General features: G+C 65.8%; 26 protein-coding genes. 12 read left to right on the top strand and 14 right to left on the bottom strand.

The window, feature by feature from the left end:
- Positions 1–6: 6 nt before the first annotated feature.
- From IC762_RS14615 to IC762_RS14605, 3 genes are all read left to right on the top strand, one after another.
- Entirely contained in the window at positions 7–789 is a 783-nt protein-coding gene (locus IC762_RS14615; RefSeq protein ID WP_195789469.1) for a TetR/AcrR family transcriptional regulator, read from the top strand.
- Positions 719–2,275, top strand: a complete 1,557-nt coding sequence (locus IC762_RS14610) for a long-chain-fatty-acid--CoA ligase (protein ID WP_195789468.1) — start codon at positions 719–721, stop codon at positions 2,273–2,275. Before IC762_RS14615 ends, IC762_RS14610 begins: the two co-directional genes overlap by 71 nt.
- 94 nt (positions 2,276–2,369) lie before the next feature.
- A complete protein-coding gene (locus tag IC762_RS14605) occupies positions 2,370–2,960 on the top strand; it encodes a DUF2889 domain-containing protein (RefSeq protein WP_195789467.1) in 591 nt (196 codons plus the stop codon).
- Between the two features lie 103 nt (positions 2,961–3,063).
- On the opposite strand, the gene IC762_RS14600 is transcribed toward IC762_RS14605, so the two are convergent.
- Complete coding sequence (locus IC762_RS14600) at positions 3,064–3,888, bottom strand: SDR family NAD(P)-dependent oxidoreductase (RefSeq protein ID WP_195789466.1); 825 nt, start codon at positions 3,886–3,888, stop codon at positions 3,064–3,066.
- A 235-nt stretch (positions 3,889–4,123) separates the two neighbouring features.
- On the opposite strand from IC762_RS14600, the gene IC762_RS14595 reads away from it, so the two are divergent.
- From IC762_RS14595 to IC762_RS14580, 4 genes are all read left to right on the top strand, one after another.
- Positions 4,124–4,324: a hypothetical protein gene (locus IC762_RS14595; RefSeq protein WP_195789465.1), complete on the top strand. Its 201-nt coding sequence runs from the start codon at positions 4,124–4,126 to the stop codon at positions 4,322–4,324.
- Between the two features lie 71 nt (positions 4,325–4,395).
- Positions 4,396–5,640: a radical SAM/SPASM domain-containing protein gene (locus tag IC762_RS14590; protein WP_210338447.1), complete on the top strand. Its 1,245-nt coding sequence runs from the start codon at positions 4,396–4,398 to the stop codon at positions 5,638–5,640.
- Positions 5,637–5,831, top strand: a complete 195-nt coding sequence (locus IC762_RS14585) for a hypothetical protein (RefSeq protein ID WP_195789464.1) — start codon at positions 5,637–5,639, stop codon at positions 5,829–5,831. The genes IC762_RS14590 and IC762_RS14585 overlap by 4 nt, the downstream gene beginning before the upstream one ends.
- Before the next feature lie 279 nt (positions 5,832–6,110).
- Complete coding sequence (locus IC762_RS14580; RefSeq protein WP_195789463.1) at positions 6,111–6,734, top strand: TerC family protein; 624 nt, start codon at positions 6,111–6,113, stop codon at positions 6,732–6,734.
- 139 nt (positions 6,735–6,873) lie between these two features.
- On the opposite strand, the gene IC762_RS14575 is transcribed toward IC762_RS14580, so the two are convergent.
- The 4 genes from IC762_RS14575 to IC762_RS14560 all read right to left on the bottom strand — a co-directional run bounded on the left by IC762_RS14575 (position 6,874) and on the right by IC762_RS14560 (position 11,761).
- Positions 6,874–7,593: an RraA family protein gene (locus IC762_RS14575; protein WP_195789462.1), complete on the bottom strand. Its 720-nt coding sequence runs from the start codon at positions 7,591–7,593 to the stop codon at positions 6,874–6,876.
- Between the two features lie 324 nt (positions 7,594–7,917).
- The gene (gene pssA, locus IC762_RS14570) at positions 7,918–8,805 is read right to left on the bottom strand and encodes a CDP-diacylglycerol--serine O-phosphatidyltransferase (RefSeq protein WP_195789461.1); all 888 of its coding nucleotides are present in this window, start codon (positions 8,803–8,805) and stop codon (positions 7,918–7,920) included.
- Positions 8,806–9,021: 216 nt separating this feature from the next.
- The gene (locus IC762_RS14565) at positions 9,022–9,720 is read right to left on the bottom strand and encodes a phosphatidylserine decarboxylase (protein ID WP_195789460.1); all 699 of its coding nucleotides are present in this window, start codon (positions 9,718–9,720) and stop codon (positions 9,022–9,024) included.
- Positions 9,721–9,772: 52 nt separating this feature from the next.
- Positions 9,773–11,761, bottom strand: coding sequence for an ABCB family ABC transporter ATP-binding protein/permease (locus tag IC762_RS14560; protein WP_246801567.1), 1,989 nt, complete (start codon positions 11,759–11,761; stop codon positions 9,773–9,775).
- 213 nt (positions 11,762–11,974) lie between these two features.
- On the opposite strand from IC762_RS14560, the gene IC762_RS14555 reads away from it, so the two are divergent.
- Complete coding sequence (locus IC762_RS14555; RefSeq protein WP_195789459.1) at positions 11,975–12,580, top strand: TIGR00730 family Rossman fold protein; 606 nt, start codon at positions 11,975–11,977, stop codon at positions 12,578–12,580.
- 214 nt (positions 12,581–12,794) lie between these two features.
- On the opposite strand, the gene IC762_RS14550 is transcribed toward IC762_RS14555, so the two are convergent.
- The 4 genes from IC762_RS14550 to cysS all read right to left on the bottom strand — a co-directional run bounded on the left by IC762_RS14550 (position 12,795) and on the right by cysS (position 16,774).
- Positions 12,795–13,172 carry a VOC family protein gene (locus tag IC762_RS14550; protein WP_195789458.1) on the bottom strand — a complete coding sequence of 126 codons (378 nt, stop codon included), beginning with the start codon at positions 13,170–13,172 and terminating at the stop codon, positions 12,795–12,797.
- Positions 13,173–13,275: 103 nt separating this feature from the next.
- Positions 13,276–14,874, bottom strand: coding sequence for a citramalate synthase (cimA, locus tag IC762_RS14545; protein WP_195789457.1), 1,599 nt, complete (start codon positions 14,872–14,874; stop codon positions 13,276–13,278).
- Positions 14,871–15,377 (bottom strand): GNAT family N-acetyltransferase, encoded by a 507-nt coding sequence (locus IC762_RS14540; protein ID WP_195789456.1) that lies wholly within the window; start codon positions 15,375–15,377, stop codon positions 14,871–14,873. Before IC762_RS14540 ends, cimA begins: the two co-directional genes overlap by 4 nt.
- Positions 15,374–16,774: a cysteine--tRNA ligase gene (gene cysS, locus IC762_RS14535; protein ID WP_195789455.1), complete on the bottom strand. Its 1,401-nt coding sequence runs from the start codon at positions 16,772–16,774 to the stop codon at positions 15,374–15,376. Before cysS ends, IC762_RS14540 begins: the two co-directional genes overlap by 4 nt.
- A gap of 295 nt (positions 16,775–17,069) precedes the next feature.
- Here cysS and IC762_RS14530 point away from each other — a divergent pair, with 295 nt between their 5' ends.
- Together IC762_RS14530 and IC762_RS14525 are read left to right on the top strand one after the other, a co-directional pair.
- Positions 17,070–17,378: a hypothetical protein gene (locus tag IC762_RS14530; protein ID WP_195790134.1), complete on the top strand. Its 309-nt coding sequence runs from the start codon at positions 17,070–17,072 to the stop codon at positions 17,376–17,378.
- A gap of 153 nt (positions 17,379–17,531) precedes the next feature.
- Positions 17,532–18,698: a DUF2865 domain-containing protein gene (locus IC762_RS14525; RefSeq protein WP_195789454.1), complete on the top strand. Its 1,167-nt coding sequence runs from the start codon at positions 17,532–17,534 to the stop codon at positions 18,696–18,698.
- Positions 18,699–18,716: 18 nt separating this feature from the next.
- On the opposite strand, the gene IC762_RS14520 is transcribed toward IC762_RS14525, so the two are convergent.
- The 3 genes from IC762_RS14520 to IC762_RS14510 are packed head-to-tail and all read right to left on the bottom strand — an operon-like array spanning position 18,717 to position 22,299.
- Positions 18,717–20,468, bottom strand: a complete 1,752-nt coding sequence (locus IC762_RS14520) for an NAD+ synthase (RefSeq protein WP_195789453.1) — start codon at positions 20,466–20,468, stop codon at positions 18,717–18,719.
- Between the two features lie 44 nt (positions 20,469–20,512).
- Positions 20,513–20,866 (bottom strand): diacylglycerol kinase, encoded by a 354-nt coding sequence (locus IC762_RS14515; RefSeq protein ID WP_195789452.1) that lies wholly within the window; start codon positions 20,864–20,866, stop codon positions 20,513–20,515.
- A gap of 44 nt (positions 20,867–20,910) precedes the next feature.
- On the bottom strand, positions 20,911–22,299 hold the full coding sequence (locus tag IC762_RS14510; protein WP_195789451.1) for a class II 3-deoxy-7-phosphoheptulonate synthase: 1,389 nt from the start codon (positions 22,297–22,299) through the stop codon (positions 20,911–20,913).
- Positions 22,300–22,452: 153 nt separating this feature from the next.
- Here IC762_RS14510 and IC762_RS14505 point away from each other — a divergent pair, with 153 nt between their 5' ends.
- Both IC762_RS14505 and IC762_RS14500 read left to right on the top strand, forming a co-directional pair.
- Positions 22,453–23,379, top strand: coding sequence for an alpha/beta hydrolase family protein (locus IC762_RS14505; RefSeq protein WP_195789450.1), 927 nt, complete (start codon positions 22,453–22,455; stop codon positions 23,377–23,379).
- Between the two features lie 186 nt (positions 23,380–23,565).
- The gene (locus tag IC762_RS14500; RefSeq protein WP_195789449.1) at positions 23,566–23,850 is read left to right on the top strand and encodes a hypothetical protein; all 285 of its coding nucleotides are present in this window, start codon (positions 23,566–23,568) and stop codon (positions 23,848–23,850) included.
- Between the two features lie 18 nt (positions 23,851–23,868).
- Here the strand turns inward: IC762_RS14500 and IC762_RS14495 are convergent, their stop codons facing one another.
- Together IC762_RS14495 and IC762_RS14490 are read right to left on the bottom strand one after the other, a co-directional pair.
- The gene (locus IC762_RS14495; protein ID WP_195789448.1) at positions 23,869–24,222 is read right to left on the bottom strand and encodes a cupin domain-containing protein; all 354 of its coding nucleotides are present in this window, start codon (positions 24,220–24,222) and stop codon (positions 23,869–23,871) included.
- Between the two features lie 110 nt (positions 24,223–24,332).
- Positions 24,333–24,542 carry a DUF2934 domain-containing protein gene (locus IC762_RS14490; RefSeq protein ID WP_195789447.1) on the bottom strand — a complete coding sequence of 70 codons (210 nt, stop codon included), beginning with the start codon at positions 24,540–24,542 and terminating at the stop codon, positions 24,333–24,335.
- Positions 24,543–24,676 lie beyond the last annotated feature (134 nt).

Below are 24,676 nucleotides of genomic sequence, written 5' to 3'. Positions count from 1 at the left end.
CACGACATGGACGACGGACACATCCCCTCTTCCTCCGGCCTTTCGCCCTGGCTGCCGTTCGAAAGCCGGCGCCGCGCCCGCGACGAGAAGCGCGAGGCGGTACTGCGCACGGCGGTCGCGTTGTTCCTGGAACAGGGCTACCACCGGGCCACGCTGAACGAGGTGGCAAAACGGCTGAACATCACCAAGCCGGCGCTCTACAACTATTTCCGCGGCAAGGACGAAATCCTGTTCGAATGCTGGGCGATCGGCAACGAGCTGGTCGACGAATGCATTGCCGAGACCTCGGGCAGCGGCGGCACCGGGCTGGACAAGCTCCGCAAGCTCACCATTCGCTATGCCGAGCTGATGACCGAGGACTACGGCAAGAGCCTGGTGCGCTTCGACCTCCGCGATCTCAGCGACGACAACCGCAAGATCGTGCAGAGCGCGAAGCGGCGGATCGACCGCGCCTTCCGCGACTATATCGCGCAAGGGATCGCGGACGGTTCAATCAAGCCGTGCGACCCGAAGCTGTCGGCGTTTGCGATCGCGGGCTCGCTGAACTGGATCGGGCACTGGTTCCAGCCCGGCGGGGCCATGACCGGCAAGGCCGTGGCGGAGGAATTCGCGATCCGCCTCACCGAAGGCATCGCCAGGACTTCGATGGACAAGTCAACAACGCGCAAGAAGGTGGACAAACCGCCTCGCACGGGAAACGCACCAAGGGAGGACGGGAGTGAACATCACGCACGGACTGCGGCGCGCGCTGCAGGTCAATCCAAACGGGCTCGCGGTCGTCTGCGGTGAGCGGCGGCGCAACTGGGGCGAGGTCGGCGACCGCGTCGCTCGCCTCGCCGCCGCAATCCGGGGCCTGGGCGCCGGAGATGGTGACCGCGTCGCGGTGCTGTCACTGAACTCCGACCGCTATCTCGAGCTCTATCTCGCAGTCGGCTGGGCCGGCACGGTGATCGTGCCGCTCAACATCCGCTGGTCTCCGATCGAGAACGAGGACGCGATGCGCGATTGCCGCGCCAACATCCTGTTCGTCGACAGGGCGTTTGCGTCGGTTGGCGCCGATCTCGCAAAAGCCATTCCCGACCTGAAACTGGTCTATGCCGACGAGGGCGCAACGCCGGAGCAGATGGAGAATTACGAGGCGCTGATCGCACGCAACGCGCCGGTTGCGGACGCGATGCGTGGCCGCGACGATCTCGCCGGCATCTTCTATACCGGCGGCACCACCGGGCGCTCCAAGGGCGTGATGCTGAGCCACGGCAATCTGATGGCCAATGCGCTGACCGCGCTGGGCGAAGGGCTGTGGCCGGCGAGCACGATCTATCTGCACGCAGCGCCGATGTTCCACCTCGCCAACGGCGCGGCGATGTATTCGGTGCTGCTGTCGGGCGGCGCCAACGTCGTGATCCAGAGCTTCACGCCCGATGGCGTCGCGGCCGCGATGCAAAAGGAGCGCGTCACCGACGTGCTGCTGGTGCCGACCATGATCCAGATGTTCGTCGATCATCCGACGCTCGGCCAATACGACCTGTCGTCGTTGAAGCGGATCACCTACGGCGCGTCCGTCATCTCTGACGCCGTGCTGACGCGCGGCATGAAGGCACTGCCGCACATCGAGTTCACCCAAGCTTACGGCATGACTGAGCTGTCGCCGATCGCGACGATCCTGCACTGGAAGGAGCATATCGGCGACGGCCGTGCCAAGGGGCGGCATCGCGGCGCCGGCCGCGCCGCGCTCGGCAGCGAGGTGAAAATCGTCGATGCGGAGGACAAATTGGTGCCATCAGGCACCGTCGGCGAGATCGCGGTACGCGGCGACATGGTGATGATGGGCTATTGGGAGCGACCGGAGGAAACCGCGCGCGCCGTGATCGACGGCTGGATGCACACCGGTGACGGCGGCTACATGGACGAAGACGGCTTCGTCTATGTCGTCGACCGCGTCAAGGACATGATCATCTCCGGTGGCGAGAACGTCTATTCGGCCGAGGTCGAGAACGCGCTGGCGCAGCATCCGGCGGTGGCGCAATGCGCCGTGATTGGGATTCCGAGCGATCGCTGGGGCGAGCAGGTTCACGCCGTCGTGGTGATGAAGAGCGGCGCCAGCGCCGCGCCGGAAGAGCTGATGGACCACTGCAGGACGTTGATCGCCGGTTACAAATGCCCGCGCAGCGTCGACATATCGGCCACGCCGCTGCCGCTCTCCGGCGCCGGCAAGATCCTCAAGCGCGAATTGCGCCGGCCGTATTGGGAGAACCGGGAGCGGCGGGTGAGCTGAGGCGTGCACGGCATGGCGCGATCCCAGCAGCGGGCGTTGACATCGAAGCACGCGGCCGATTGGATCGTTTCAAAATCCAATCCAGCGAGTCCCGATGCCCGCACCCGATACCAATGCCGATGGCAAACCGCGCCGCCTGATGCACCGCCGCTCCGTCGAATGCCTGGGCTATCTCCGTGACGACGGTCTCTGGGAGGTCGAGGCACGCCTCGTCGACACCAAACCCTATGCGCGGCAGGACCGCCATCGCGGCCTGCAGCAGCCCGATGATCCCGTGCACGACATCCGCCTGCGGCTTGCCGTCGACGACAGCTTTACGATCCGCGAGACCGGCACCACCATGGCGTCGACGCCCTACCCGTCCTGCCTCGACGTCGAAGGCATCTTGCAGCGGCTGGTCGGTGAGCGCATCGGCAAAGGCTGGCGCGAGACAGTGAGGCGCAAGATCGGCAAGCTCGAGACCTGCACGCATCTCGCCGAGCTGCTCGGCCCGGCGGTGACGACGCTGTTCCAGACCGTCTCGTCCGGCAAGGACCCGCAGGGCCGCGGCTCGCTGGATCGGCAGCGCGAGGCCAAGGAGCCGCCGTTCTTCGTCGGCGGCTGCTATTCGTGGCGACTGGATGGGCCGGTTGTGGCGGAGATGTTTCCGCAGTTCGCGAAGCCGGTCGAAAAGCAGGACACGTAGCGTCGAAGCTTCGTAGGGTGGGCAAAGCGAAAGCGTGCCCACCATCGCAAGCACCTCACTTGATGGTGGGCACGTCGCTACGCTCCTTTGCCCACCCTACGATCTAACCCGACAATCCCGCCAGCTTCATGCTCAACGCGCGCAGCTTCTTCCTTGCCCCATCATCGTAGGCCTGCGGATGGGCGCGGGTTTCGCGCTTGCCGTCGAAGAACCGCCCGCTGCTGTCGGCAACATCGTCGCCCTGCACCAGCCGCAGGATCGCGTCACCGCCCTGCTCCACCGTCGACATCGGCGTCGCGCCGCTGGCGCGCACCATCGTGGTGTTCATGTAGGTCGCCGGGTGCAGCGCGTTGACGGTGACGCCGGAGCCCGCGAGCTGTTCGGCGAGATCGATCGTGAACATGATCTGCGACAGCTTGCTCTGCCCATAGGCGCGGCCGCCGCTGTAGTTCTTCGTGATCATCACGTCGTCAAAATCGATCGGATGCTGGCCGATCGAGGCGACATTGACGATGCGCGCCGGCCGGCTCGCCTTCAGCCGCGGCAGCAGCAGGTGCGCCAGCAGGAAGCCGGCGAGATAGTTCACCGCAAAGCGCAGCTCATGGCCATCCGGGCTCGCCTGCCGCGCCGGGCCCTCGTTCTGCGAGCCGATGCCGGCGTTGCTGACGAAGACGTCGAGCCGCTCCTGATCGTCGAGCACCAATTGCGCGAACTCGCGTACCTCGGCAAGCGAGGCGAGATCGGCCTGGTAGAACATCGGCTCGCGCCCGGACGTCCGCTTGATCTCGTCGGCCAGCGCCTGCGCCCGCTTGGTGTCGCGGCCGTGGATCAGCACCCGCGCGCCGGCGGACGCGAGCTTGAGCGCGACATAGCGGCCGACGCCATCGGTGGAACCGGTGATCAGCACCGTCTTGCCCGCCATGTTCATCGCAAGTGTCCTCGTTCTCGCTGCGCCGTCGCCAAACATAATACGTCACACAGCGATTGCCACCGGCCGGCCGCGGCGTGACGACCGCACAGACTGCAATGTTCCATCACTAACTTTTAAGTTGCAATCCCAGATACCCGGTCGCAGGATCGCCGACGGGGACGAACCAAAGCCGGTGACCGCCCGTTTGCGATCACCTCCGCCAATTGAAAACCAACTGATTTGGAGACATGCAATGGCAGCCTCTTCCGGCACAATTCGTCCGCTCTACGGCGTCATCATTCGCGACAAGTGCAAGCATCACGACGTCAACCTGATGAAGGCCTACAAGGCCGTGGGCCATGATATGCTGAAGGATCATCACGGCTCCGACGCCGACGATCTCAAGGCCGCGCTGAAGGAGCTCGACAGTGCGATCGCGGCGAAGGGCGGCTAGCGCCATCGCACTCACAAGGCGACCCAAGGTAACCGTCGAGGCGCGTCGTCGTTGCGCCTCGACGCTCCATCATGCGCGCGGCGCTGATGGCGATGCAGCACAGGCGAACCATGGACCAGACCTCCGACGATGGGCCGCGACGGCGGCTGTCGCTCAGCGACCAGCTCGACTGCATACCGGTGTATGTGGTGTGGGAGCTGACGCTGGCCTGCAACCTGAAATGCATCCATTGCGGCTCGCGCGCCGGGCACAAGCGCGCCGGTGAATTGAGCACCGACGAGTGCATCGACGTCATCCGCCAGCTCGCCGAGCTCGGCACCCGCGAGATCTCGATCATCGGCGGCGAGGCTTTTATCCGCAAGGACTGGCTAACAATCATCCGCGCGATCCGCGACCACGGCATCGACTGCACGATGCAGAGCGGCGGCTATAAATTCTCGTACGACATGATCAGCGCGGCGGCCGATGCCGGCCTGCTCGGCCTCGGCGTCTCCATCGACGGGCTCGAGCCGCTGCACGACCGGCTGCGCGGCGTGCGCGGATCGTATCGCGAGGCGCTGCGCGTGCTCGACGATTGCCGCCGCATCGGATTGACCGCAAGCGTCAACACCCAGATCACCTCGGCCGCGATGCCCGATCTGCCCGACGTGATGGACGTCATCATCGATGCCGGCGCCAAATACTGGCAGGTGCAGCTCACGGTCGCGATGGGCAACGCCGTCGATCACGACGACATCCTTTTGCAGCCTTATGATCTCGCCACCCTGATGCCGCTGCTGGCGGACTTGCATCGGAGGGGGCGCGAGCGCGATCTGGTGCTGTTGCCCGGCAACAATGTCGGCTATTTCGGCCCCGACGAGGTGCTGTGGCGCGGTCCGGACCGTGGCTATTACAGCGGCTGCCCCGCCGGGCAGAACGTGATCGGGCTGGAGGCCGACGGCACGGTGAAGGGATGCCCGTCGCTCGCCACCGACCGCTACGGCGCCGGCGACATCAGGACCAGCTCGATCGCCGAATTGTGGGCAACGCATCCGGCGCTGCAGTTCAACCGCGGCCGTGGCACCGACGATCTCTGGGGTTTCTGCCGCGACTGCTATTACGCCGAAGCCTGCCGCGGCGGCTGCACCTGGACGGCGGATTCCCTGCTCGGCCGGCGCGGCAACAATCCCTATTGCCATCACCGCGTGCTGACGCTGGCCGAACGCGGCCTGCGCGAGCGCATCGTCAAGGTCGAGGATGCGCCGGCCACCTCGTTCGCCACGGGGCGTTTCGCGCTGATCGAAGAACCGATCCCGGCTGGAGACAGCTGCACGTGACTGCGAAGAGCAAGGCCGCGCCGCCGCTGGTGCTGTGCCGCCAGTGCCTTCGTTATGTGTTCGAAGGCACTGCCGTCTGTCCGCATTGCAGCGGCGATGCGCGGCAGATCGGCGATCGCTACCGCGACGGTGGCTATCTCGCGATCGAGGCGATGCAGCGGATCGACCGGCTGCGCGACGCCGCCGATTGAACCGGCAAGTGCGCGCCTCGTCGCGCGGCTTGCAGTCGCGCGGCGCCGCGTCGCGCGTCACCGTGGACGGCGTCTGATATCCTGCACGACGTAAATCCCCAGGCCGGGCCCCTCTGGCAGCCATGCGGCTGCGATGTCGGACTGGAACTCAAGTTGGAGTGGCCCTGCTTCGACCCGCGGCGCGGATGTGCGCGCCATGACGAAACCGCTTCTGCCAGACCGCGGCAGCCAGCGTCGTCGAACGGGACCCCACTCCCCACAGCGCAAGGGGAGCCTTCCGTGTCCGAATTGTTCTCGCTCGACGCTCTCAGCGCTTTGCTGCAGGTTGTCGTCATCGATCTCGTGCTGGCTGGCGACAACGCCGTGGTGATCGGCCTTGCCGCCGCAGGGCTGCCAAAGCACCAACGCGGCAAGGCGATCCTGATCGGCATTGGCGCGGCGACCTTGCTGCGTATCCTGTTCGCGGTTCTCACGACACAGTTGATGCAGATTGTCGGCCTGCTTCTGGCCGGTGGCATCCTGCTGTTCTGGGTCTGCTGGAAGATGTGGCGCGAGCTGCGCGCCTCGGCACGTGAGGCGGCGGGCGAACCCGGCGCAGCAGATGGCGCGACGGCGCCGCGCAAGACGCTGTGGCAGGCCACCAGCCAGATCGTCGTCGCCGACGTCTCGATGTCGCTCGACAATGTGCTGGCGGTGGCCGGCGCGGCGCGCGAGCAGCCGATCGTGCTGGTGTTCGGGCTCGCGCTCTCGATCGCGATGATGGGCGCAGCCGCCAGCTTCCTCGCACGGCTGCTGCAGACCCAGCGCTGGATCGCCTATCTCGGCCTCGCCGTGATCCTCTATGTTGCCATCGACATGACGGCGCGCGGCGCCGCCGAAATCGCCAAGGTCGCGCCGGGTTGATCTTCACCTCTCCCTTGGGAGAGGTCGGCGCGTAGCGCCGGGTGAGGGATTACGGTCTGCCGGTGGAGTTGCGGCCCCTCACCCGATTTGCTGCGCAAATCGACCTCTCCCCAACGGGGAGAGGTATGTCGAGCAAGCCTCAGTGGATCTCCGCCGAGCGCTTCAGCGCCTCCTTCAGCTTCTCGAGCGAGAAATCCTTCGAGCGCGCGATCTCCAGGATCGGCGTCTCGCGACGGCCGCAGAGCTCGGCCGCTTCAGGAAGCTTGGGCGCGATGTCGTAAGGGATCACGATCGCGCCGTGGCTATCGGCATGGATCAGGTCGTCGGAGCGAACCGTCATGCCGGCGACGCGGACTTCGCCGCCGAAGCTTTCGGCATGCACCCAGGCGTGCGACGGGCCGATCGAGCCGGCCAGCGCCTGGAAGCCCGGCGCCCATTGCGGGATGTCGCGGATCGAGCCGTCGGTGATGACGCCGAGGCAGCCGAGCGCCTTGTGCACGTTGCTCTGCACCTCGCCCCAGAACGCGCCGTAGCCGACGTCGGGGCCGTCGATGTCCTGGATGACGGAGATGCGCGGGCCGAAGCCGGTGCCGACATATTCGTAGTATTCGATGCGGCGCTTCGACTGCTCCTCGGCCGACAGGCCGGACTTCAGCACCGAGCGGATCGCGACCGTGCGGGCATAGCCGACGATCGGCGGCAGCGTCGGGAACGGGCACACCAGCGGCTTCACGGTGTAGCCGATCAGCCGGCGCTCCGGCGCCACGACCTCCATCGCATTGCAGATCGTCGGCGTGTCATAGCGCGCCAACGCTTCGAGGACGGATGCAGGCAGCGGGGCGGAAGCTGAAGTCGTCACGGCGTTTCTCTCCTGGTTCTTGGCGTTTCGCGGGCCGGCTTCACGCTATAGCCGAGATCGGGGGCGAACCCAACCAAGGCACGCTCATGGCTGATATTTGGGGGAGGTGTGAACGCAACTCTATCACCGTCCGCCAGAGAGGATGTGAGGCGATTCCTTATCCACCGCTGTCATCGCCCGGCTTGACCGGGCGACCCAGTACGCCGCGGACCATCGGCTCAAGCACAACGGCCTCTGGAATACTGGATCGCCCGCATACGCGGGCGATGACAGCGGTGGATGAGGATATGGCCTCGTCCTCTCGGGATTGCGGGTCAGGCTGCGTCAGTGCAAATGCGTCGGACGATCATCCTCGTCAGGGCTCGCGGCCGGCGGCGTGAAGCTTGGCGCCGGCGCAGGTGTCTCCGTAGCTGCCGTCTGCGCGGTGAGGTTACGCTGCTGGTCGCGATAGGTCTTCCAGCCCCAGGGCAGGCTGATCAGATAGAGCACCGAGCCGGCCGAGAGGATATGCCAGGGATAGCCGATCAGGAGCGCGACAAAGAACACCACCGCGACGAACACCGGCAGCACCATCTCCGGCGGCACGCGCATCTTCACGGTCTTGCCGGAAAACACCGGCAGCCGCGACACCATCAGGAAGGCGATCAGGAGCGTGTAGAACGCGGTCAGCGTCGCCGGCGGCATCGGCACGCCCAGGAAAGCCAGATAGACCGGCAGCAGCACCGTGATGGCGCCGGCCGGCGCCGGCACGCCGGTGAAATAGTTGGCGGCGAAGGGCGGCTTGTTCGGGTCGTCGATCGAGGCGTTGAAGCGCGCAAGGCGCAACCCGCCTGAGATCGCGAACACCATCGCGGCGATCCAGCCGCCATTGTTCAATTCGTGCAGTTGCCAGAAATACAGGATCAGGCCCGGCGCAACGCCGAAGTTGACGAAATCGGCGAGGCTGTCGAGCTCGGCGCCGAATTTCGACTGGCCCTTGATCATGCGCGCGACGCGACCGTCGATGCCGTCGAGGATCGCGGCGAACACGATCGCGGCGACCGCAAGCTCCATCCGGTTTTCGGTCGACAGCCGGATCGCGGTCAGGCCGGCGCAGATCGCCAGCAGGGTGATCATGTTCGGCACGAGCATGCGCACCGGGATCGGGCGGAACCGACGGCGGCGATACTCGGTCGAGAGGCGATACTCGGGCGCGTCGTGATCTGATGGCATCATGGCCCGCTAATATAGCAAGCGCCGCCCTGCTCCGCCATCATGGCCGGAACCGGCTGATCGGGCTGGCGAAACAGAGTTAACCGTGTCGCAGGCGTTATCCCCGACTCGTCATGCCCGGCCTTGTGCCGGGCATCCACGTCTTCGCGTCAGTTGCGCAAACAAGCCGTGGATGGCCGGGACAAGCCCGGCCATGACGGAAAACTGGGCCAGCTCTTAATCGGCGCGGTAGGTGCGGCCGGGATCGACCTCGCGGAAGTCGGCAAGAATCGTCTCGCCGGCAACCGCGGTCTGGCCTTCGGAGACCATCGCCTTGGTGCCTTCAGGGAGATAGACGTCGAGCCGCGAGCCGAAGCGGATCAGGCCGAAGCGTTCGCCGGCGCCGATCGACTGCCCTTCCTTGACGAAGCAGACGATGCGCCGCGCCACCAGGCCCGCGATCTGCACCACGCCGATGCGGCCGTTCGGATTCGAGATCACCAGCGAGTTGCGCTCATTGTCCTCGCTCGCCTTGTCGAGCTCGGCATTGATGAACGCGCCGGGCCGATAGGCGATGCGGTCGATGCGGCCGGCGACGGGAGCGCGGTTCACGTGGCAGTTGAACACGCTCATGAACACCGAGATCCGCGGCAGCGGCCGGTCGCCGAGGCCGAGTTCGGCGGGCGGCAGCGCCTGCACCACCATCGAGACGCGGCCGTCGGCCGGCGACACCACGATGCCGTCGCGCACCGGCGTCACCCGCACCGGATCGCGGAAGAACAGGGCGCACCAGACGGTGAGGATGGTGCCGAGCCAGCCCAGCGGGGTCCAGATCCAGAACAGGATCAGGCTCGCCAGCGCAAAGCCGCCGATGAAGGGATAGCCCTCCGGGTGGATCGGCGGGATCTGCGCACGGATGGAATTCGCGATCGACATCAAGGCTCGCTTGCGTTTCCCCGCCCCTCGGGCGGAAGACGCCCTCAATCGACTATTCCGCGGCGGTCGGCAAGGGCTTCTCGTCCGCAACGGGGTCGGAATCCTCGGCGGCCTCCGCGACCGCTGGCGGCAGGCGATTCGGCGCCGTGTCCTTGTCGCCGACCTGCGCGAGCTTTTCGCGCGCAGCCTCGGCCTCGCGCTGCCGGTTCCACATGCTGGCATAGAGGCCGTCGGCGGCCAGCAGCCGGGCATGGGTGCCGCGCTCGACAATCCTGCCCTGGTCCAGCACGATGATCTCGTCGGCGCCGACGATGGTCGAGAGCCGATGCGCGATCACCAGCGAGGTGCGGTTGCGCGAGACCCGCTCCAGCGCATCCTGGATCTCGGCCTCGGTGTGGCTGTCGAGCGCCGAGGTTGCCTCGTCCAGCACCAGGATCGGCGGCGCCTTCAGCACGGTGCGCGCGATCGCGACGCGCTGCTTCTCGCCGCCGGAGAGTTTCAGGCCGCGCTCGCCGACCTGGGTCCCATAGCCTTGCGGCGACATCCGGATGAAGCCGTCGATCTGGGCCAGCCGCGCCGCCTCCTCGACCTCGTCGTCGTCGGCATCCCAGCGGCCATAGCGGATGTTGTAGCGGATGGTGTCGTTGAACAGCACGGTGTCCTGCGGCACCATGCCGATCGCCGCGCGCAGCGAGTCCTGCGTCACCGCCTTGATGTCCTGGCCGTCGATGAGAATGCTGCCGCTGGAGACGTCGTAGAGCCGGAACAGCAGCCGCGAGATCGTCGACTTGCCGGCGCCGGAGGGACCGACGATCGCGACCGTCTTGCCGGCCGGCACCTCGAAGCTGAGGCCCTTGAGGATCGGCCTATCCGGCTCGTAGGCGAAGCGGACATCCTCGAAGCGCACGCTGCCCGCGGACACCACCAGCGGTCTTGCGCCTGGACTGTCCTTCACCTCGGCATCGCGCTCCAGCACCTCGAACATCTTCTCGATGTCGATGATCGCCTGCTTGATCTCGCGATAGACCATGCCCATGAAATTCAGCGGCTGGTAGAGCTGAATCATCATCGAGTTGATCAGCACGAAATCGCCGACGGTGTGGCTGCCGTTGCGGATGCCGAACGCGCACATCAGCATGGTCGCGGTCAATCCCGCGGTGAAGATCACCGCCTGCCCGGTATTGAGCAGCGCCAGCGAAGTGTAAGTGTTGACGCTGGCCTGCTCGTAACGCTCCATCGAGCGGTCATAGCGCTTCGCCTCGCGCGCCTCGGCGCTGAAATATTTCACCGTCTCGTAGTTGAGCAGCGAGTCGATCGCCTTGGTGTTCGCCTCGGTGTCGGAATCGTTCATCTTGCGGCGGATCTCGATCCGCCACTGGGTCGCGATATAGGTGAAGTACATGAAGACGACGACGGTCGTCAGCACCGCCAGCACGTAGCGCCAGTCGAATTGCCAGAGCAGCACGCCGGCCAGCAACGTCACCTCGACGATGGTCGGCATCAGCTGCAGGATCACCATCCGCACGATGGTCTCGATCCCGGTGCGGCCGCGTTCGAGGACGCGGGTCAGACCGCCGGTCTTGCGCTCGAGATGGAAGCGCAGCGACAATTCGTGCATGTGCACGAAGGTGATGGTGGCGAGCCGCCGCACCGCGTGCATGGCGACGCGGGCGAAGATGCCGTCGCGCCATTGCGTCAGCACCGCCATCAGGACGCGCACCGCGCCGTAGCTGATCGTCATCAGCACCGGCGATGCAATCAGCCACACCATCCAGTTCGAGGATGCGACCGGCGCCGAGCCCGTGCCGTTCAGCGCATCGACGGCCCATTTGAAGGTGAATGGCACCGACAGCGTCGCAAGCTTCGCGAACAGCAGCAGCACCACCGACCAGACCACGCGCATCTTCAGGTCGGCGCGATCACCCGGCCAGATGTAGGGCCAGAGATGGACCAGCGTGCCGAACAGCGTCGCCTTCTCGGCGGCGGATATGGTGGGCTTGGGCGGCTTCACCGCTGATGCGTCCTGCTGCGGCGGCGCCATCAGGAGCCTGCTCCTGCCGGGGCGGCGCGCGGGCCCGCCGTCACATCTTTTCCACGGTTTGCCATATTGCCCGTCATATAGATCGTTTGATTGCGGCGTACAGGCTTGTGACGAAAATTGTTCGCGATTCGGGGGAATTTACGGGATTTTTTGACTTTCCATCCCCATATCGGAGTCTTGACGCTGTTTACGCTGCAGTGCCACAAGGATCGCATGAACCAAATCAAAACCGTCTGTGTCTATTGCGGCTCCGGCCCCGGTAACAATCCACGCTTCGTTGAGGCTGCCATCGCGCTGGGCAAGAGCTTTGCCGAGAACAACGTGCGCCTGGTCTATGGCGGCGGCTCGATCGGCCTGATGGGCGCGGTGGCCAAATCCACGCTCGACCATGGTGGCTCCGTCACCGGCATCATCCCGGAATTCCTGCGGGCGCGCGAGAACGCGCTGACCTCGGTGCAGGAGATGATCGTCACGCCCGACATGCACGAGCGCAAGCGGCTGATGTTCGAGCGTTCGGATGCCTTCGTGGCGCTGCCCGGCGGCATCGGCACGCTGGAAGAGCTGGTCGAGCAATTGACCTGGCAGCAGCTCGGCCGTCACCACAAGCCGATCCTGCTCGCCAACATCGACAACTTCTGGGAGCCCCTGCTCTCGCTGTTGAACCACATGCGCGCAACCGAATTCATCCGCCCGACGCTTCCGATCAACGTGCTGATGGCCGACCGCGTCGAGGACATCCTGCCGCGGCTGCGCTCCGCGGTGGCACGCACGCCGGACGCCGCCAAGGAGCTCGCGCCGGAAGTCGCGCGGCGGCTGTGACGTCTCACGCGCGCTGACAGCTCCACCTTGCTCGGTGTCATCACCCGCGCATGCGGGTGATCCAGTATTCCAGAGGCGCCAGTGCTAGAGCCGATAGGCCGCGGCGTACTGGTCGCCTGGTCCATGTGCGCAATTGCGCACAGGCCGGGCGATGACAGCGGTGGATCAGGACAAGCCTCTCACAACAGCCTCAGGGTGGCGGATCACGTCGGCATCACTCGCTTGGAAACGTCACGGCCTCGATCCGGTTGCCGTCGAGATCGAGGATGAACGCCGCATAGTAGCGCACGCGGTCGTGCGGGCGCAGGCCGGGGGCGCCGTCGGAGCGGCCACCTGCGGTGAGCGCCGCGGCATGGAAGGCATCGACCTCGGCGGTGGTCCTGGCGCGCAGGCAGACGTGGCTGCCGCTCTGATGCGGCACGGGCGGCATCGCGGCGCGCAGATTGAGCCAGAATTCGGGATAGGCCTTGCCGAAACCGATCGTCGCCGGACGCGTGACGACGCGGGTCAGGCCGAGCGCAGCCAGCACCGGCTCGTAGAAGCGCGCGGCGCGGTCGAGATCGCGGACGCCGATGGAGACGTGGTCGATCATGGCTCCCCCAAGCTGTCATTCCGGGGCGATGCGAAGCATCGAACCCGGAATCTCGAGATTCCGGGTTCGGTCCTACGGACCGCCCCGGAATGACAAACTTAACTCAAACCGGCGCGCCCGATTTCACCAGCTTGTAGATCAGCGAATCCATCAGCGCCTGGAACGAGGCGTCGATGATGTTGGGCGAGACGCCGACCGTGGTCCAGCTCTCACCGGTCTCGTCCTCGCTCTCGATCAGCACGCGCGTCACCGCTTCGGAGCCGCCATTGAGGATACGCACGCGGTAGTCGATCAGCTTCAGGCCGTCGATGTATTTCTGGTACTTGCCGAGATCCTTGCGCAGCGCGACGTCGAGCGCATTGACCGGGCCGTTGCCCTCGGCGGCAGAGATCAGCCGCTCGCCGGCGACGTCGACCTTCACCACCGCGAGCGCGACCGTGACGCGCTGGCCGTTGGCGTTGTAGCGCTGCTCGACATTGACGTCGAACTGCTCGACCTTGAAATATTCCGGCACCTTGCCGAGCGTACGCCGCGCCAAGAGCTCGAACGAGGCGTTGGCGGATTCATAGGCGAAGCCCATGGCCTCGCGCTCCTTCAATTCCTCGACCAGACGCGTCAGCCTGGGATCGCTTTTCTCGTAGGCGATGCCGGCACGGTCGAGCTCGGCCATCACGTTGGAGCGGCCGGCCTGGTCGGACACCAGCACCTTGCGGTGGTTGCCGACCATCTCCGGCAACACATGCTCGTAAGTGTGCGGGTCCTTCATGACAGCGGAGGCATGGATGCCGGTCTTGGTGACGAAGGCGCTTTCGCCGACATAAGCCGCATGCCGATTGGGCGCGCGGTTGAGCATGTCGTCGAGCGTGCGCGACACCTTCATCAGGGTCGCCATCTTCTCCGCAGTGACGCCGATCTCGAACTTCTCGGAGAATTCGCCCTTCAGCCGCAAGGTCGGGATCAGCGAGCAGAGATTGGCGTTGCCGCAGCGTTCGCCGAGGCCATTGAGCGTGCCCTGGATCTGCCGCGCACCGGCGCGAACGGCGGCCAGCGAATTGGCCACCGCCTGCTCGGTGTCGTTATGGGCGTGGATCCCGACATTGGGGCCCGGCACATGCGTGACGACATCGCCGACGATGGTCTCGACCTCATGCGGCATGGTGCCGCCATTGGTGTCGCACAGCACCACCCAGCGCGCGCCCGACTCGTAGGCCGCCTTCGCGCAGGCCAGCGCGTAGTCGCGGTCCTCCTTGTAGCCGTCGAAGAAATGCTCGCAGTCGACCATCACCTCGCGGCCCAGCGCCTTCGCGGCCACGACGCTGTCGCGGATCGAGGCGAGGTTTTCCTCGTTGGTGGTCTCGAGTGCGACGCGGACCTGGTAGGCGGACGATTTTGCGACGAAGCAGATCGCGTCCGCCTTGGCTTCCAGGATGCCGGCAAGGCCGGGATCGTTCGACGCCGAACGGCCGGGCCGCCGCGTCATGCCGAAGGCGGTGAAGCGCGCGTGGTCGAACGCGGGCTTCTCAGAGAAGAACTCGCTGTCGGTCGGATTGGCGCCGGGATAGCCGCCCTCGACATAGTCGATGCCGAGCTCGTCCAGCATCCTGGCGATCACCTGCTTGTCCTGCAGCGTGAAGTCCACGCCGTTGGTCTGCGCGCCGTCGCGCAGCGTGGTGTCGAACAGATAGAGGCGTTCGCGGCTCATGCGTGGCCTCCTGGCGTCGCTGCGCCGTTGAGGGTCTTCTGCATCGTGGTGTTGGCGAGCCATTCGTCGCCAACCGTGACCGTGTTCCGCTGTTGCGCGACATAGCCGCGCTTGCGGAAGAACTCGAGCGCGGAGTCGCTGGCATCGACCTTGAGCGCCTTGGCGCCGCGGGCGCCCGCGATCTTCTCCAGCGCATCGCACAGCGCGCTGCCTGCGCCCTGCCCAACCGCGCTCGGATGCACATAGAGCATGTCGATGTGATCGGTGCCCTTCAGCGAGGCGAATCCAACAGGGGCGCCCTGCAAGGTGGCGATCAGTGTCAGCTGGCCGGCGAGCTTCTTGCCGAACGCGGCCTCATCCTCGGCGGCCATCGCCCAGGCTTCCTGCTGCGCCTCGCTGTAGTCGTCACCGGTCAGGTCCATGATCGACGCCGCGAAGATCGCGGCCAGCAGCGGCGCGTCTTCTGCGAGGTACGGACGCAGTGCGGGGGCGGAGCGGCTCATCGCGCGACCTCCCAGCTGGTGCCTTCCTTGGAGTCCTTGATCACGACGCCCATCGCAGCAAGCTGGTCGCGGATGCGATCGGATTCCTTGAAGTCCTTGCGCCCGCGGGCCGCGGTGCGTTCGGCGATCAACGCGTCGACCGCGCCGGCATCGACGCCGCTCGCCTGCTGCTTGCGGCCTTTCCACGCGGTGGCGCTTTCCGACAGCAAGCCGAGCAGCCGCAACGAGCCGGCAAACTCCTTGCGGCTCTGCTCGCTGCTCGCGGCCGAATTGCGCAAGCCATGCAGGACGGCCATCGCCTGCGCAGTGTTGAGGTCGTCGTATAGCGCCTCGACCATCGCCAGCGATGGCGGACCAGATTCAGCATCGGCCGCGACGGCGTACCAGTCGTCGAGCGTCTTGGCGCTTTCCTCCGCGCTTCGCTCAGTCCAGTCCAGCGGCGAGCGATAATGCGTCTTCAACATCGCAAGCCGCAGCACCTCGCCCGGCCACTCGGCCAGCAGATCGCGGATCGTGAAGAAGTTGCCGAGCGACTTCGACATCTTCTCGCTCTCGATCTGCAGGAAGCCGTTATGCATCCACACGTTCGCCATGCGGTCGGAATCGAACGCGCAGCAGGTCTGTGCGAGTTCGTTCTCGTGATGCGGGAACACGAGATCGATGCCGCCACCATGGATGTCGAATTTTTCGCCGAGATGCTTCCAGGCCATCGCCGAGCACTCGATGTGCCAGCCGGGCCGGCCCTCGACGGTGATGCCCGCCGGCGACGGCCATGATGGCTCGCCGGGCTTCGACGGCTTCCACAGCACGAAGTCGGTATTGTCGCGCTTGTAGGGCGCGACATCGACGCGGGCACCGGCGATCATCTCGTCGAGCGAACGCTTCGACAGCGCGCCGTAGCGCGGCAGCGCCGAATTGGCCGCGTTCATCGCCTGCGGCGAGAACAGCACGTGGTCCTCGGCGACATAGGCGAAGCCGCCGGCAACCAGCCTCTCGATGATCGCACGCATCTCCGGGATATGCTCGGTCGCGCGCGGCTGTATCGTGGGCGGCAAGCAGCCCAGCGCGGTGACGTCGTCCTGGTATTGCTGGTAGGTCAGCTCGGTGACCTTGCGGATCGCCTCGTTCAGCGGCATGCCGGGATAGTCGCGCGCGGCACGGACGTTGATCTTGTCGTCGACGTCGGTGATGTTGCGGACATAGGTCACGTGACCCTCGCCATAGCGATGGCGCAGCACGCGGAACAGCACGTCGAACACGACGGCGGCGCGGCCGTTGCCGATATGGGCGAAGTCGTAGACCGTCGGTCCGCAGGCATACATGCGGACATTGTCGGCATCGAGCGGCGCGAACGGCCGCTTCTCCCGGGTCAACGTATCGTAAAGGCGCAAATCCATGGATCATCCATCCCTGCCGGCTGGGCGTCCGATGATCTCAGTGCGATTGAGAAAAGACGGCCTCAGCCAGCGAATCGCTAGCTCATAATCTCGCGGCAAATGCTGCAGATGGCGAGGTGGCCGTTCATGGTTCCACCTCTCTCACGGCACCTCCATTGCGTCAAGAGCCCGTTTGGCGGGCGTTTCCACGCGATCGACGGCAAAATTCGCATCAAATCCCTCATGGTTAATCATTATTAAGGATTTGGGCGTATCCGGTGTGCTTGCAGATTCCCGCAATTTTCATCGGTGCCCCATGCGGTCCATTTCAGCATTGATTGCCTGCACGATCCTCCTCGCTCCGTCGGCCGCGTTCGCCGACAGCCGGGTCTTCATCATCGCCAACCAGGCCGATGGCTACGGCATCGACCAGTGCCTGGCGCGCGGCGACAAATGCGGCGCCTCCGCCGCCCGTGCCTATTGCCAGTCACGCGATTTTGCGCAGGCCAGCAATTACCGCCGCGTCGATCCCGACGAGATCACCGGCGCGGTTCCGCGCGCGGCGCACGAGAAATGCAGCGGGAACGGCTGCGGCGAATACGTCGCCATCACCTGCCAGCGCTGAAATCGCGCCAAACCGCTGGCCGCACCGGGGATTTTTGCCACATCGGTGCCCCGGAAACGACGTGACGCTGCCCTGAGAACCGGCTATTGCAGGCAGCCTTGGCCGCGCGCATTCGGCGTTGATCGCTGCGCGGCGTCGTTTTGATGGCTGGATATGCCCCGTACCCCCGATCTTGGTTTTGCCCGCTGGTTTCTGACCTGCGCCGTGGTTGCCGGCGCGGCCCTGACGGCATCTGAAGCATCCGCGCAGATGCCCCCGGGCCCGCCCGGCCCGCCGCCGCAGGCGCAGGCCAATCCGGTCTGCAGCCGGCTCGAGGGACAATTGGCGGTGATCGATCGCGGCGGCGGCACCGGCGATCCCGCCCGCGACGATCAGATCCGCCGCTATCAGGATTCCGCCTCGAGGCAGCAGGCCGAACTCGACCGCGTCATTTCGCAGGCGCGGCGCATGGGCTGCGACAGTTCCGGCTTCTTCTCGCTGTTCAACAACAATTCGGCACAGTGCGGTCCGGTCAACAACCAGATCCAGCAGATGCGCGCCAATCTCGACCAGATGACCGCCAATCTGGAGCGGTTGCGCTCGGGCGGGCTCGGCGGCGCCGACCGCGAGGGCCAGCGCCGCTCGGTGCTGACCGCACTGGCGCAGAACAATTGCGGCCCGCAATACGCCGCCGCGGCCCAGCCCCCGCGCGGTCCCGGCAATTTCATCGAGAACCTGTTCGGTGGCGGTGGTAACGGCTCGCCCGACCAGCAATTGCCGCCACCCGGCGCCGAGTATGGCGCGCCGTCCGGCACCTTCCGCACCGTCTGCGTCCGCACCTGCGACGGCGCCTATTTCCCGGTCTCGTTCGCAACCTCGCAGGCGCGCTTCGGCGCCGACGAGCAGGTCTGCAAGGCGCAGTGCCCCGGCGCCGAGGCCTCGCTGTTCACCTATCGCAATCCCGGCGAGGACATCAACCAGGCGGTGTCGATCGGCGGCCAGCCCTACACCTCGCTGCCGACCGCGTTCAAATACCGCACCGAGTTCAATCCGTCCTGCTCCTGCAAGCCGGCCGGCCAGACCTGGGCGGAAGCGCTGAAGGCGGTGGACGATCAGGCATCCGCCGCGCAACAGGGCGACATCATCGTCACCGAGGAGAGCGCCAAGAAGATGCAGCAGCGCGCCCAGCAGCAGGCGACCAAATCCGCCGCCGGCAAGAAGGGCGCGCCGGCTGCGGCGGCCCAGCAGCCCGCTCCTGCCGACCCGGCCGCGCCGCACGGCGACGGCATCCGCACGGTCGGCCCGACCTTCATTCCACCGAAGCAGCCGCCGCCGCAATAGGGTTCACCCCTTGAGGGTTCACCCCTCGAACGCCTCCGCCGATGCGCGCGAGCTGCGCGCCAGCAGTGCGTCGTCGGGCGCCGGCAGCGCCTTGCCGAAATCGCGAAAGCGGTTGGTGATCGGGTAGCGGCGGTCGCGGCCGAAATTCTTGCGCGTGACCTTCACTCCCGGCGCGGCCTGCCGGCGCTTGTATTCGGCGATGTTGAGCAGGCGGTCGATGCGGGCCACGACGTCGCGGTCGAAGCCGGCGGCAATGATGCCGGCGAGCGGCTCCTCGCGCTCGACCAGACGTTCGAGGATCGCATCCAGCACCTCATAGGGCGGCAGCGAATCCTGGTCGGTCTGGTTCTCGCGCAATTCCGCGGTCGGCGGCCGGGTGATGATGTTTGATGGAATCACCTCGCCCGACGGCCCGAGCGCGCCATCCGGCTTCCACGCGTTGCGCAAGCTCGACAGGCGGAACACCTCGGTCTTGTAGATGTCCTTGATCGGGTTGAAGCCGCCATTCATGTCGCCGTAGAGCGTGGCGTAGCCGACCGACATTTCCGACTTGTTGCCCGTGGTCACGACCATCGCGCCGGTCTTGTTGGAGATCGCCATCAAGAGCGTGCCGCGGGCGCGCGCCTGCAAATTCTCTTCCGTGATGTCGCGCTCGAGCCCGGCGAATACCGGCGCCAGGATCTTCTCGAACCCGTTCACGGCATCGGCAATCGGCAGCACCTCGTAACGGATGCCGAGCTCGGCCGCGAGCTTGGCGGCGTCGTCGAGCGAGACCTGCGCGGTGTAACGGAACGGCAGCATCACGCCGCGCACCTTGTCGGCGCCGAGCGCATCGACCGCGATCGCCGCGCACAGCGCCGAGTCGATGCCGCCGGAGATGCCGAGCAGCACGCCGGGAAAACCGTTCTTGCGGACATAGTCACGCAGGCCGAGCACGCAGGCGGCGTAATCCGCCTTGTCGCCCTCGAGCAGCGGCGTGATCGGCCCGTTGCAGCGCCAGCCGTCGGCGGTCTTGCGCCACACCAGCGTCGTGATGTTCTCCTCGAACGCCGGAAGCTGCGCCGCGACCGAGAGATCGGCATTCAGCACGAACGAGGCACCGTCGAAGATCAGCTCGTCCTGGCCGCCGACCTCGTTGAGATAGGCGAGCGGCAGCCCGCTCTCCGTGACGCGCGCCACCACGATCGACAGCCGGAGATCGCCCTTGTCGCGTGCGTAGGGCGAGCCGTTCGGCACCACCAAAATCTCGGCGCCGGTCTCGGCCAGGCACTCGACGACGTTCTCGTAGTCCTCGGATTCCTCGAGCCAGATGTCCTCGCAGATCGGCACCCCGATGCGGACGCCGCGCACCGTCACCGGACCCGGCGCCGGGCCCCGCGCGAACAGCCGCTTCTCGTCGAACACGCCATAGTTCGGCAGATTGGCCTTGAAGCGCAACGCCGCGATACGGCCGCCGTCGAGCAGCGCGCAGGCATTGTAGAGCTTGCCGTCCTCGACCCAGGGCGTGCCGATCAGCACAGCCGGTCCGCCATCGGCGGTCTCGCGCGCCAGCTGCTCGATCTCGGCCCGGCAGGCCGACTGGAACGCCGGCTTCAGCACCAGATCCTCCGGCGGATAGCCGGCGATGAACAATTCCGAGAGCACCACGAGGTCGGCGCCATCGGCCTTCGCCTTGTCGCGCGCGGCGCGCGCCTTGGCGGCGTTGCCGGTGACGTCGCCGACCATCGGATTGAGTTGCGCCAGCGTGATCTTGATCTGTTGTTCGCTCATATCTTTATGTTGTTCCTCGCAAGAGCGACTTTCAATCGGCGGGATCAGAACGCGCCCATGCGCTCAGCAAGGGCGAACAGCCAGAACAGCCCGGCCATGACCAGCGCGACGCCGACGGCGGCCGAGCCCATGTCCTTGACCCGCCCGATCTGCGGATCGTGGTCCGTGGTGAGGCGATCGGCGAGCTTCTCGATCGCGGTGTTGAGCAGCTCGATCACCAGCACCAGCACGACGGTGGCGACCAGCTCGACCCGCCGCATCACGGTGGCGCCGACCAGCCAAGCCAGCGGCAGCGACAGCACCAGCGCCACCACCTCCTCGCGGATCGCCTGCTCCGAGCGGATGGCGAAGGCCAACCCGTTGCGCGAGTTGATGGTGGCTCGCCAGAACCTCAGCAAGTCACAACCCCCAAAGTCACAACCTTCAAGGTCATTGCCCCAAATCAAAGTCCCGCGGCGGCCGGCATCGGTTTGACCTTGCCGGCGCGCTCCTGCTTGAGGAGCTCGGCGATCAGGAAGGCCATGTCGATCGACTGTTCGGCGTTCAATCTGGGATCGCAGACCGTGTGATAGCGGTCGTTGAGATCCTCGTCGGTGATGGCGCGCGCGCCGCCGATGCATTCGGTGACGTCCTGTCCCGTCATCTCCAGATGCACGCCGCCGGCATGCGTGCCCTCGGCGGCATGGACCTGGAAGAACGACTTCACCTCGGACAGCACGCGGTCGAACGGCCGGGTCTTGTAGCCCGAGGTCGAGGTGATGGTGTTGCCGTGCATCGGATCGCACGACCACACCACCTGACGCCCTTCCCGCTGCACCGCGCGGATCAGGCCGGGCAGATGATCGGCGACCTTGTCGGCGCCGAAACGGTTGATCAGGGTCAGCCGCCCCGGCTCGTTGTCGGGGCTGAGCACGTCGATCAGCTTCAACAGCTCGTCGGGTTTGAGCGACGGGCCGCATTTCAGGCCGATCGGGTTCTTGATGCCGCGGAAATATTCGACATGGCCGTGGTCGAGCTGGCGGGTGCGGTCGCCGATCCAGATCATGTGGCCCGAGGTCGCGTACCAGTCCCCGGTGGTGGAATCGATCCGCGTCATCGCCTGCTCGTAGCCGAGCAGCAGCGCCTCGTGGCTGGTGTAGAAATCGGTGGCGCGCAGTTCGGGATGGCTCTCGAGATCGAGGCCGCAGGCGCGCATGAAGTTCAGCGCATCCGAGATGCGGTCGGCGAGCTCCCGGTAGCGGCGGGACTGCGGCGAGTCCTTCAGGAAGCCGAGCATCCATTGATGCACGCTGCCGAGATTGGCGAAGCCGCCGGTCGCGAATGCGCGCAGCAGGTTCAGCGTCGCCGCCGACTGCCGATAGGCCATCAGCTGGCGCTGCGGATCGGGGATGCGCGCTTCCGGCGTGAAGGCGATGTCGTTGACGATGTCGCCGCGATAACTCGGCAGCTCGACGCCGTCCTGCTTCTCGGTCGGCGACGAGCGCGGCTTGGCGAACTGGCCTGCGATGCGGCCGACCTTCACCACCGGCAGCGCGCCGGCATAGGTCATGACCACAGCCATCTGCAGCAGCACACGGAAGAAGTCGCGGATGTTGTTGGCGCCGTGCTCGGCAAAGCTCTCGGCGCAGTCGCCGCCCTGCAGCAGGAAGGCTTCGCCCGCGGCCACCCGCGCCAGCGCCTTCCTCAGATTGCGCGCCTCACCCGCGAACACCAGCGGCGGGAAGGTCGCGAGCTGCGCCTCGACATCGGCCAATGCCTTGGCATCGGGATAGTCGGGCACCTGCAGCACCTTCTTGGCGCGCCAGCTATCGGGTGTCCACCGCTCGGACATGAGGTCAACTCCTGAGCAAAAACCGCAACTTACGTGACGGGGAGGAAAGGTCCGCTATATACACAGCCGCCCCCTTCCCCGCTAGACGCGAATTCCCGCAATTCCGTCAAGCTCTTGCGGGGAAAGCCGAATTCGCATTTGTTACACCATAGCATGAATGCCGGGGGAAGTGCCGTGGCCGAGGCCGCGCTGGACGACGTTTTTAGCGACGACATCGTGGTGCCCGCCGCCGACGGCTATCCGCTCGGCGCGACCCTGTTCCTGCCCCGCGGCACCAAACGCCACGCCGTGCTGATCAGTTCGGCGACTGCAGTCCCCCGAAAGCTCTATCGCGGCTTTGCCGGCTACCTCGCCCGCCGCGGCTCGGCGGTGCTGACCTACGATTACCGCGGCACCGGCGATTCCAGGCAACAGGCGATGACCGGCCTCAACCAGCCGAAGTCGCTGGTCGGATTCAAGGCCACGATGACCGACTGGGCCGCGCTCGACGTCACCGCGACGGTGAGGTGGATGCGCGAGCGCTACCGCGACCTGCCCTTCGCCTATGTCGGCCATTCCTTCGGCGGCCAGGCACTCGGGCTGCTCGCCAACAATGCGGAGATCCCGCGCGCGCTGCTGGTCGCGGCGCAGGCCGCCACCTGGAAGCTGATGGCCTCGCCCGAGCGCTACCGCGTGGTCGCCTTCATGAACGGCGTCGGCCTGCCCCTGACCCGCGTGCTCGGCTACGCGCCGGGTTGGGCCGGCCTCGGCATGGACCTGCCGAAGGGCGTGTTCGAGCAATGGACCCGCTGGGTGATGTCGGACCGCTACCTGCTCGACGACTCCACCCTCACCGCGCGCGAGAATTTTGCAAAATTCAAGGGCGGGCTCCGCGCGCTGGCGATGACCGACGACACCTGGGCGACGCGGCCCGCCGTCGAACTGCTGTGCTCCGCATTCACCTCGACGACGCCGGAGATCATCTCGATCCGCCCGGCCGACGTGGGTGCGATCAAGATCGGTCATCTCGGCTTCTTCCGCAGCGAGCACCGCGACGCGCTGTGGCGCGGTGCGGCGGAGTGGCTCGAGGCGGAGGGGTAGCGCAGCACGCTCCGTTGTCTGCGGATAACCCATCCTTCGTCATTCCGGGGATCGCGAAGCGAGAGCCCGGAACGACGAGAATCAATGCGATTGATTATCCGGTCGCGCAATGCAAAGTAGCGTGGAAGAGATCGCACCCGCCTCGGCGTCTGCGATCGGGCATCCCACCGGCGGCAGGCTGTTTCGATGAGATACCTTGTTCTGGCCGTTCTGCTCGCGGCGACGCCCGCGATGGCATGCCAGTTTGATACCGATTGCCGGCCGGGCAGCGAGTGCCTGAAGGCGTCAACGAGCATTTACGGCGTCTGCGCCGGCGGCCTGTCGCCGGGTAACGCCAACGATCAGCAACGGGCGCAATTTCCCCTCGATATCAACGGGACCTACGGCGACACCTGTTCGTGCGACACCGATTGCGGTCCTGGCAGTCGTTGCTTCAAGCGAGGTTCGATCCAGGGCGTTTGCATCAAGTAGCCGCGACGTCGGCTGCCCTCACGCCAACTTTCGCGGCGCCGCTGTTTCTTCATTTCCCGTGTTCGGCGTCCCCGTCGGCTCGATCAGCATCAGGTGCACTTCCTCCCGCGCGACCGGGCGATGCTCGACGCCCTTCGGCACGACGAACATCTGGCCGGCACGCAGCGTGACGATGCGGTCGCGCAGCTCGATGTCGAGCACGCCTTTCAGCACCAGGAAGAAATCGTCGGTGTCGTCATGCTTGTGCCAGACGAATTCGCCCTGCACCTTCACGACCATGACGTCGCAGGCATTGAATTGCGCCACCGTGCGCGGCGACCAGTGCTCGGAGAAGGTCGAGAGTTTTTCGGCGAGATCGATCGGGTCGCTCATCGGGCCTCGAGGTAGCCCGCCTATCGTGCGTAGGGCGGGTTAGCGTAGCGTAACCCGCCACTGCTGTCGTGTCATACGCCAAACGGCGGATTACGCTTCGCTCATTCGCCCTACTGGTACGTTGCCGGCTTGTGATGACCGTTCATTTCGCCGTTCGGCTTGCCGTTTGCCGCCTTGCCGTTGCCGTTGGCGGCCTTGCGCTCCAACAGCTCGCGTTCGGCCTGGTACCAGAGCTGATCCATGGTGCCCTGGGGTTCGCCGGCGTCTTTCCACAATTCGTAGGCGCGGGTCCGGATCTCTTGTTCGGTGGGACCTGTCATGGGCGGCTCCCTCAATATCTGTGACAACTAAGTATTTGAGAGTTGGAACATCCGACGCTGCACAAGGTTCCAAAATGCGCACCATGACGCCGCTGCACACCGGCATCATGGCACCTCACTGAAGCGGCACCGCG

It is taken from the genome of Bradyrhizobium genosp. L, from assembly GCF_015624485.1.
Lineage (GTDB): Bacteria > Pseudomonadota > Alphaproteobacteria > Rhizobiales > Xanthobacteraceae > Bradyrhizobium.
Note: the sequence above shows the minus strand (reverse complement) of the source record. Positions and strands in the feature narration are given on the sequence as shown.